Here is an 8569-nt window from a genome sequence, read left to right as displayed (position 1 = left end):
GTCCATGACAGCATTGGCCACATCGAACACCTCCGCCCGGGTCGGGATGGGGTTCTCGATCATGGACTCCATCATCTGGGTCGCGGTGATGGAGACCCGATTGAGCTGACGGGCGCGCTTGATGATCTTCTTCTGAATGGCCGGCAGCTGGGCATCACCGATCTCCACACCCAGATCCCCACGGGCGATCATGACCACATCGGAGGCCAGAATGATGGAATCCAGCGTGTAGTCGTCCGCCACGGCCTCGGCCCGCTCGATCTTGGCGATGATGCCGGCATTCAGTCCGGCTTCCTGCGCCAGCCGGCGACACTCCTCCACATCCTCGGCGCTGCGCGGGAAGGAGAGCGCCAGATAGTCGGCGCCGATCTTCGCCGCCGTCTTGATGTCTTCCTTGTCCTTCTCGGTGATGGCGGAGGCAGACAGACCGCCGCCCCGCAGATTGATACCCTTGTTGTTGGACAGCTTGCCGCCCACGATGACGGTGGTGTTGACCCGGGTGCCCTCGACCGAATCGACCCGCAGCACCACGCGGCCGTCGTCCAGCAGCAGTTCGTCACCCGGCTCCACGTCGTTGGGCAGCTCTTCATAGGTAAGGCCGACGATATGCTCGTCCCCCTCGTTGGGATCCCAGCTGGCGTCCAGCGCGAATTTGGCGCCTTCTACCAGATCGATCACACCTTCCTTGAACCGGGCGATGCGAATCTTGGGCCCCTGCAAGTCCACCAGAATGCCCACCTGACGGTCCACCTGTTCGGCAATCTCGCGCACGCGGGCCGCCCGGTCGATGTGATCCTGCGCATCGCCGTGAGACATGTTGATGCGCACCACATCCACACCGGCACGGATAAGCCGCTCCAGCTCACCAGGCTTGTCGGTGGCGGGTCCGAGAGTGGCCACGATCTTGGTTCTACGCAATACGGGACGTGTATCGCTCATGAATGACGCTTTCCTTTATGTTTGGCTATCGTTGCAGAATACTCTCGCAGGGTCAGGCTGCGGCAGCATTCTGACAGATGCATGTGACGTGAAAATGAAACCCGCGCCGGAGGCGCGGGCTGCATGCTGCAGGCACTCAGGCGCCCAGCTCGGCCGCCTTCTTCTCCAGCATTTCCACGGCGGGCAGTTTCTTGCCTTCCAGAAACTCCAGGAAGGCGCCGCCACCGGTGGAGATGTAGGACACGCCGGACTCCACGCCATACTTGTCGATGGCCGCCAGGGTGTCGCCGCCACCGGCGATGGAGAAGGCGCTGGACTCGGCGATCGCCTTGGCGATGGTCTCGGTGCCCTTGCCGAACTGATCGAATTCGAACACACCCACCGGGCCGTTCCACACCACGGTGCCGGCCTTCTTGATGATGTCGGCCAGCTCGGCGGCGGACTCGGGCCCGATGTCGAAGATCATGTCATCGTCGGCCACCTCGTCCACCTTCTTCAGGGTGGCTTCGGCGGTCTCGGAGAACTCCTTGCCCACAACCACATCCTTGGCGATGGGCACACCGGCGCCACGGGCCGCCATGGTCTCCATCAGACGCTTGGCGGTGGGGATCAGGTCCGGCTCATACAGAGACTTGCCCACGTTGTAGCCGGCTGCGGCGATGAATGTGTTGGCAATGCCGCCACCGACCACCAGCTGATCCACCTTCTCGGCCAGAGACTCCAGCACGGTCAGTTTGGTGGACACCTTGGAACCGCCGACGATGGCCACCATGGGACGATCCGGGTTTTCCAGCGCCTTGCCCAGCGCTTCCAGCTCTGCGGCCAGCAGCGGGCCGGCGGCGGCGATGGGCGCATAGACGCCCACGCCATAGGTGGAAGCCTGCGCGCGGTGCGCGGTGCCGAAGGCGTCCATCACGAAGACGTCACACAGGGCGGCATACTTCTTGGCCAGCGCGTCGTCGTTCTTCTTCTCACCCTTGTTGAAGCGCACGTTTTCCAGCAGCACCACTTCGCCTTCGGCCACATCCACGCCGTCCAGATAGTCCTTGACCAGACGGACTTCCTGACCCAGCTTCTCGGACAGGTCGGCAGCCACCGGCGCGAGGGAGAACTGCTCGTCATACTCGCCCTCGGTGGGACGCCCCAGGTGAGACATCAGCATCACCTTCGCACCAGCGTCCAGCGCCATTTTGATAGTGGGCAGAGAAGCGACGATGCGCTTGTCGGAGGTCACCTTGCCATCCTTGACAGGCACGTTGAGATCCTCACGGATCAGCACGCGCTTGCCGGACAGCTTGCCTTCCTTGGCCAGATCAGCCATCTTGATGATTGCCATAGTGCGGCTCCTTTGGTTTCGTTGGATTCGATGCATTCCCGATTGGGCGCCCGGCTGGCGCCCAGTCGGCAATGGGGCGCGCATGCGCCCCGCGATCAGCCGCGATCAGTTGGCGGCAACGTGCTTGGCGACACGCAGCATGTTGCAGGTGTAGCCGTACTCGTTGTCATACCAGGCCACCACCTTGACGAAGGTGGGATCCAGCTGGATGCCCGCCTTGGCGTCGAAGATGGACGGACGGGAGTCGCCGCGGAAGTCGGTGGAGACCAGCGGCTCGTCGGTGTAGCCCAGCACACCCTTCAGCTCGCCTTCGGAAGCGGCCTTCATGGCGGCACAGATGTCGTCGTAGGAGGTGCCTTTCTCCAGCTCCACGGTCAGGTCCACCACGGACACATCGGAAGTGGGCACGCGGAAGGCCATGCCGGTCAGCTTGCCGTTCAGCGCCGGCAGCACCTTGCCCACCGCCTTGGCGGCACCGGTGGAGGAAGGAATGATGTTCTCCAGAATGCCGCGGCCACCACGCCAGTCTTTCTTGGACGGGCCGTCAACAGTCTTCTGGGTGGCAGTGGCGGCGTGAACGGTGGACATCAGGCCACGCTTGATGCCGAAGTTGTCGTTCAGCACCTTCACAACCGGCGCCAGACCGTTGGTGGTGCAGGACGCTGCGGAAACGATGCTCTGGCCGGCATAGGCCTCATGGTTGACGCCATAGACGAACATGGGTGTGTGGTCCTTGGAGGGCGCGGACTGAACCACCTTCCTGGCGCCGGCGTCGATGTGCTTCTGGCAGGTCTCTTCGGTCAGGAAGAAGCCGGTGCACTCCAGCACCAGATCAACGCCCACTTCATCCCACTTCAGGTTGGCCGGATCCGTCTCGGCGGTGATGCGGATGGTCTTGCCGTTGACCACCAGATTGCCGCCATCCACCTCCACGGTGCCGTCGAAGCGACCGTGAACGGAGTCATACTTGAGCATGTAGGCCAGATACTCGGGGTCCAGCAAGTCGTTGATGGCGACCACTTCCAGATTGTCGAACTCGGCTTCCTGAGCGATTGCGCGGAACGCCATGCGGCCGATGCGGCCGAAACCGTTGATACCAACACGTACAGTCATCACTGTCTCCTTTGGACTTTGAATTGAAGAGGGTTGCGGCGGCCCTCAGGCCGCCAGCCGGATTACTTCTGCCTGGCCAGCAGTTTCTCGGCGTGGGCCACCACGTTGTCCACGGTGAAGCCGAACTCCTTGAACAGCTCGCCCGCCGGTGCGGATTCGCCGAAGCGGTCCATGCCGACGATCTCGCCGTCCAGGCCCACATACTTGTACCAGCTGTCGGACACACCGGCCTCCACGGCCATCTTCGGCACATCCGCCGGCAGCACGGTGTCGCGATAGGCCTGCGGCTGTGCGTCGAAACGCCTGGTGGAGGGCATGGACACCACGCGTGCCTTCACGCCCTTGTCAGCCAGCACCTTGGCCGCATCCACCGCCAGACCCACTTCGGAGCCGGTGGCGATGATGATCAGATCCGGCTTGCCGTCGGTGTCCACCAGCACGTAACCGCCCTTGGAGATGTTCTCCAGCTGGGCCTCGTCACGCTGCTGGTGCGGCAGACCCTGACGGGAGAAGATCAGGCAGGTGGGGCCGTCCTTGCGATCCATGGCCTCCTTCCACGCGATGACGGACTCGACCGCATCGCACGGACGCCACTCTTCCATGTTGGGGATGACCCGCAGGGTGGCGATCTGCTCCACCGGCTGGTGGGTGGGGCCGTCCTCGCCCAGACCGATGGAGTCGTGGGTGTAGACGAAGATGGTGGGCACCTTCATCAGCGCGGCCATGCGCACGGCGTTGCGCATGTACTCCATGAACATCAGGAAGGTGCCGCCGTAGGGACGGAAGCCGCCATGCAGCACGATGCCGTTCATGATGTGGGCCATGCCGAACTCGCGCACGCCGTAGGAGATATAGTTGCCGTCGTGCACGGTGCGGGTGATCTTCTTGGAGCCGGACCAGGAAGTCAGGTTGGACGGAGTCAGGTCAGCGGAGCCGCCCAGCAGTTCCGGCACCACGGGGCCCATCTTCTCGATAGCCATCTGGGAAGCCTTGCGGGAGGCCACGGAAGGCCCTTCCTTCTGCAGCTCGCGGGCGTAGTCCATCATCACCTGATCGAACTGGGCCGGCAGCTCCATGTTCATGCGGCGCTCGAACTCGGCGGCCAGCTCCGGATACTCCTTGCGGTAAGCCTCGAACTTCGCCTGCCATTCGTCCTCCAGCTTCTGACCCTTCTCGCGGGCATCCCAGCCGGCGTAGATTTCCTCCGGAATCTCGAACGGCGCATAGGGCCAGTTGAGGTTTTCGCGGGTCAGCTTGATCTCTTCCTCACCCAGCGGCGCGCCATGGCAGTCGTGGGTGCCGCAGAGGTTGGGCGCGCCAAAGCCGATGGTGGTCTTGGTCTGAATCAGGGTCGGCTTGTCATTGACCGCTTTGGCCTCGCGGATGGCGCGGTCGATGGCTTCGGCATCATGGCCGTCCACATCGCGGATCACATGCCAGCCGTAGGCCTCGAAGCGCTTGGGCACATCCTCGGAGAACCAGTCGTCCACATGACCGTCGATGGAGATGTTGTTGTCATCCCAGAAGGCGATCAGCTTGCCCAGCCCCAGCGTGCCGGCCAGAGAGCAGGCCTCGTGGGAGATGCCTTCCATCAGGCAGCCGTCACCCATGAACACATAGGTGTAGTGATCGACGATGTCATGACCGGGACGGTTGAAGGTGGCCGCCAGCGTACGCTCCGCAATGGCGAAGCCCACGGCGTTGGTGATGCCCTGACCCAGCGGGCCGGTGGTGGTTTCAACGCCCGGCGTGTAGCCGTATTCGGGGTGACCGGGTGTCTTGGAGTGCAGCTGACGGAACTGCTTGAGGTCCTCCATGGAGACGTCGTAGCCGGTCAGGTGCAGAATGGAATAGATGAGCATGGAACCATGACCATTGGACAGCACGAAGCGGTCACGGTCGGCCCACTTGGGGTTGTTGGGGTTGTGCTTCATGTGGCTGTTCCACAGCACCTCGGCGATGTCCGCCATCCCCATGGGCGCACCCGGGTGACCGGACTTGGCTTTCTCGACTGCGTCCATGCTCAGGGCACGGATCGCGTTGGCCAGTTCTCTGCGAGTTGGCATAACGTGCTTCCTCTTTTTCAAAAAATTCGGTTCGACGCCGCTCCGCCGACGACTCGGGCCGGGAATGATCAAGCGGCTTTATCGTGACATTAGCGGGTTATTTTCCCGCAAATCAACATATTGTGCAAGGAAGGCGGCGGTCGACAGGATAATCAGACCGTGCGGCTCAGATGCTGCGCCACCTGCTCATAGAGACTGAGCAGCACGGGCACCACCAGCAGGATCAGCAGGGTGGAGGCCATCAGTCCGAAGGCGATGGAGGTGGCCATGGGGATGAGAAACTGTGCCTGCAGGGATTTCTCGAACAGCAGCGGCAGCAGCCCGGCGATGGTGGTCAACGATGTGAGCAGCACGGCGCGCACCCGCCGCACCGAAGCCTCCTCCAGCGCCTGCTGCACCGCCATGCCCTGCTCGCGCAGCTGCTTGTAGAAGGTGACCAGGATGATGGAATCGTTGACCACGATGCCCGCCAGGCCGAAAAAGCCGAACAGCGAGAGGATGGTCAGGTCGATGCCCATGACCCAGTGGCCGAAGATGGCGCCGATCAGCCCGAAGGGAATGGCCATCATCACCAGCAGCGGCCAGCCGTAGCTGCCCAGCACCCAGGCCAGAATGATGTAAATCATCGCCAGCCCCACCCACAGGCCGATCTTCATGTCGGCAAGCGTCTCCGCCTGCTGCTTCGCCCGGCCTTCGGTGCTGAACTTCACGCCATACTCGCGCGCGAGCTGAGGAAAGACCGTCTCACGCATGTCCGCCAGAATGCGGTTGGCATTGGCGCGGGTGTGATCCACCTCGGCACGCACGGTCACGCCCAGCCGCCCGTCCAGATGCCGCAGTACCTCGAAGCCCTGCCGGGTTTCCACCGTGACCAGCTGTTGCAGGGGCGCCCAGCCCTGTGGCGTGCGGATGTCCAGACTCAGCCAGCTGGAAAGCCGCTGTCGCTCGGCCTCCGGCAACTGCACCCGCAGCTCCACTTCATCCTCGCCACGGGTGAAGATCTGCACGATGCGGCTGGAGAAGGCCGCCGAGATTTGCTGCGCCACAGCATCCGCCGTCAGTCCCAGCGCACGAGCCGCCGGGGTCAGGTGCAGCACCCATTGCACCTTTCCGTAGGGCAGGTCATCCTCGATGGCATGCACGCCGGGCCGCTGGGCCAATACCTGCTGCAGCGCCAGTGAAGCCGCCTTGAGTTTCTCCAGCGGCGCCCCGTACATCTGCACTTCGAAATCTCCGCCCGATGGCCCCATCTTCGGTTCGGAGATCATCAGCGTGTCCAGTCCGGGCGGTTCGGCGCCAATGGCCTTGCGCCATTCGGTGATGAAGGTCGCGTTGCGGGTCTGACGCTGGTCGGAGTCGACAAACTCCAGCGCCACGGTGGCGTAGTTGGGGCCGGTGGCCGCCCGGGTGCGGTTGAGCCGCACCAGCGCCACCTTGAGCATGCCCGGCTCCAGTCGCTCGGCCGTGTCCCGCGCGGCCTGCTCCACCCGTCGGGCAAAGCGGGCCACCTCATCCGGCGGCGTGCCCGGCACGAACTGGATGTAGGCGTACAGTTTGTTGGACTCCGGCGAAGGAAAGAAGGTGAACGGCACCCTGCCGCCCGCCAGCAGCCCCACGGCAAGAATCATCAGCCCGAAAGTGCTGGCCAGCACCACCGCCCGATGTGCCAGCGCCCAGCGCACCACGATCCGGAACCACACGAAACGGAAGTGGTCGATGGCCGCCTCCAGCCGCCTGCGCAGTGGGGATTCACGCCCCCGCTCGACACGCGCCAGCGCATGGCGCAGGTGTCCCGGCAGCACCAGAAAGCTCTCCAGCAGGGATGCCAGCACCACGGCGATCATCACCAGTGGGATGGCCGACAGAATGTTGCCCATCTCGCCGCCGATCATCATCAGCGGCAGGAAGGCGGCCACTGTGGTCAGGCTGGCGGCGGTCACAGGCGCCAGCATGCGGTGCGCCCCACCTTCCGCCGCCTCCAGTGGTCCCTCGCCCGCCTCATAGTGGGCCAGCGCATCCTCGCCCACTACGATGGCATCGTCCACGATCACCCCCAGCGCCATGATGAGGGCAAACAGGCTCACCATGTTGATGCTGCCGCCCGTCCACCACAGAATGGCCAGGGTGGCGGCAAAGCTGGTGGGAATACCCACCGCCACCCAGAAGGCCACCCGCCCGTTCATGAACAGATAGAGGATCACCAGCACCAGCAGCAGTCCGCCCAGCCCGTTGTTGACCAGCAGCATGATGCGCTGCTTGACCAGCGACCAGGTCTCATCATGCACCACCAGTCGCATGCCTTCGGGCAGCTCGGCGCGCGCCTGCGCCAGCCAGTCATAGACGATCCGGGCCGCCTTGAGGGTGTTGCCGCTTTCGGCACGCTTCACTTCCAGCGTGATGGCCCGGGCCGGGCCGAGAAATTCCGTCACCGCATGGGGCGGCGCTGCCCAGCGGGTGGTGGCCACATCACCCAGCAGCAGATTGGACACCCCGGCGGTCGGCACCGGCAGCTGCGCCAGCGCAAGAGGCGTCTCGCGCCGATCAAGAATGCGCAGGTCACGCGGGCTTTCCCCATCCCCCACCGTGCCCAATGGCGCACGGCGGTTCTGCTGGGCAATCAGCCCGGCCCACTGGGCGAGATCCTGCCCGCTGCGGCGCAACTGTTCAGCGGGCACTTCCACATTCAGACGCACATCGGGCAGCCCCCAGAAGTCCACCCGATCCACCCCGGCGGCCAGCAGCTCCTTCTCAAAGCGCCGCGCCCAGGCACGCAGCGCCATCAGGTCGCCCCGCTCGCTCACCAGCGTAATTCTGGCGATACGCTCGTAGCGTTGCAGGTGAGTGATGACCGGTTTCTGTGCATCCTGCGGCAGGTTGCGCAGGCCTGTGACCTTCTGGCGCACCCGGTCCAGCGCTTCGATGATGGGCGTGCCTTCCCTGTAGCGCAGCGTCACCAGCGACAATCCCTCGGAGGAGACCGAGCTCATCTGATCCAGTCCGTCCTCCGTGCGCAGCGCCCGCTCGATGGGCGTGGTGATGGAACGCTCCACATCCTCGGCGCTGGCGCCCGGCCACACCACACGCACCTGCACGATGTCGAGGGAGAAGTTGGGGA

At 63.8% G+C, this 8569-nt stretch carries 5 protein-coding genes; all 5 read right to left on the bottom strand.

Features of this window, described 5'->3' with window-relative positions:
- Window positions 1-939, bottom strand: a 939-nt coding sequence (pyk, locus tag F8K16_RS07225; RefSeq protein ID WP_294948742.1) for a pyruvate kinase, incomplete at its 3' end; no start/stop codon positions are given.
- A gap of 136 nt (window positions 940-1075) precedes the next feature.
- Window positions 1076-2275 (bottom strand): phosphoglycerate kinase, encoded by a 1200-nt coding sequence (locus tag F8K16_RS07220; protein ID WP_294948739.1) that lies wholly within the window; start codon window positions 2273-2275, stop codon window positions 1076-1078.
- A gap of 105 nt (window positions 2276-2380) precedes the next feature.
- Window positions 2381-3388, bottom strand: coding sequence for a type I glyceraldehyde-3-phosphate dehydrogenase (gap, locus tag F8K16_RS07215; RefSeq protein WP_294948737.1), 1008 nt, complete (start codon window positions 3386-3388; stop codon window positions 2381-2383).
- Between the two features lie 62 nt (window positions 3389-3450).
- Entirely contained in the window at window positions 3451-5454 is a 2004-nt protein-coding gene (gene tkt / locus F8K16_RS07210; protein WP_294948735.1) for a transketolase, read from the bottom strand.
- A gap of 152 nt (window positions 5455-5606) precedes the next feature.
- Window positions 5607-8569 (bottom strand): efflux RND transporter permease subunit (locus F8K16_RS07205; protein WP_294948733.1); only part of this gene is annotated, 2963 nt, incomplete at its 5' end.

Source organism: Sulfurivirga sp. (assembly GCF_015490265.1).
Lineage (GTDB): Bacteria > Pseudomonadota > Gammaproteobacteria > Thiomicrospirales > Thiomicrospiraceae > Sulfurivirga.
This window is presented reverse-complemented; position numbering and strand designations above follow the sequence as displayed.